This is a genomic window from Kitasatospora sp. NPDC059803 (genome assembly GCF_042732255.1).
Classification (GTDB): Bacteria; Actinomycetota; Actinomycetes; order Streptomycetales; family Streptomycetaceae; genus Kitasatospora.
The window spans coordinates 1-1,478 of sequence record NZ_JBHWIJ010000103.1; the positions used below are offsets into that span (position 1 = coordinate 1).

The window sequence follows — 1,478 nt, forward strand, 5'->3', positions numbered from 1 at the left end:
GGCGTCGCGGCGGGCGGGGGGGCGCCGGGGGCGCCCCCCGGGGGGGGGGGGGGGGCCCGCGCCCGGGCGGGGGGGGGGGGGGGGGGCCCCCCCCCCCCCCGCCCCGCGCCTGTCCCGGTCTGCCCCGTCCCGGCCCGCCCTGTCCCGGTCTGCCCCGTCTCAGCCCGCAGCGCCGAGGAAGGTCTCCCAGCCGCCGCTCGGCGCCTGGCCGACGTTGAGCGTGCGCAGCTTGCGCAGGGTGGACTGGTCCTGCACCTCCAGCCACTCGACCAGCTGCCGGAAGGAGACCAGTCGGACGTCCGGCTTGCCCGCGATGGTCTTGAGGGTCTCCTCGACGGCGTCCATGTAGATGCCGCCGTTCCACTGCTCGAAGTGGTTGCCGATGAAGAACGGCGCACGGTTGCTGTTGTAGGCGCGGTCGAAGCCGGCCAGGTAGGAGTCCTTGGCCTGGGTGCGCCAGTCGTTGTACTTGGACGGGTCGCCCTTGGTGCTGCCTGCGGACTGGTTGGCCAGGATGTTGTAGTCCATCGACAGCACCTGGAAGGTGTGCCCGGGGAACGGGATGGACTGCAGCGGGAAGTCCCAGACCTTGCCGTCCTGCACCTTCTGCGGCCATATCTGCAGGCCGCCGGAGGAGCTGGCGTCGTACTTCCAGCCCAGCTTCGCGGCCGTCGGCAGGAGCGCCTTCTGACCCTCCAGACAGGGGGTGCGGCCGCCGATGAGCTCCTTCTTGTAATCGAAGGGGAGCGGGTCGACGTCGGTGAAGCCGGTGTTGGTCCGCCACTGGGTCACGAAGCCGATCGCCTGGTCGATCTCGCTCTGCCAGTCCTCCGGGGTCCACATGTTGACCCCGTTCTTGTCCGGGCGGCTGGAGCAGAAGTGCCCGTTGAAGTGGGTGCCGATCTCGTGCCCGGCCAGCCATGCCTGGCTGACGAGCTTGAGCGTGCTCTTGACCGCACCGTCCGACAGGTACGGGATGTCGGAGGCGCCGACCGAGTGCTTCGGCGGGTGGTACAGGTCGGCCTTGCCCTTGGGCAGGGCGTATATACCGGAGAGGAAGAAGGTCATCGTGGCCTTGTACTGCTCCGCCAGCTTGAGGAAGCGGGGGAACTGGCCGTCGTCGGTGCCACCCGCGCCGTCCCAGGAGAACACCACGAACTGCGGCGGCCGCTCACCGGGCTTGAGTTTTTCGGGCTTCGGCTGGTTCGGCTGCGGGCCGGTGTCGGCGTTGGAACCGTCGCCGATCGGAGTGCCCTTGGGCACCCCCGTCTTGGTCGGGTCGGTCGTGCCCGCCGGGGTGGTGCCGGGGCTGCCGCCGGTCGTGGGGGAGGAGGAGTTCTGGCTCGAACCGGATCCGCTGCTGGAACAGGCCGCCGCCCCCCCCCCGGCGCCCGGCGCCCCGGCCGCGGCCCCCCCCCCCTCCGGCATCATGGGCGGGAGGGCCGGGCCGTCGAGGAGAGCAGGGACACACCGTGGGC

Annotated in this window: 1 protein-coding gene; it reads right to left on the bottom strand. The window is 71.4% G+C overall.

The window, feature by feature from the left end; genetic code table 11:
• Positions 1-159: 159 nt before the first annotated feature.
• Positions 160-1,431, bottom strand: coding sequence for a hypothetical protein (locus ACFV6I_RS18320; RefSeq protein ID WP_380426331.1), 1,272 nt, complete (start codon positions 1,429-1,431; stop codon positions 160-162).
• Positions 1,432-1,478 lie beyond the last annotated feature (47 nt).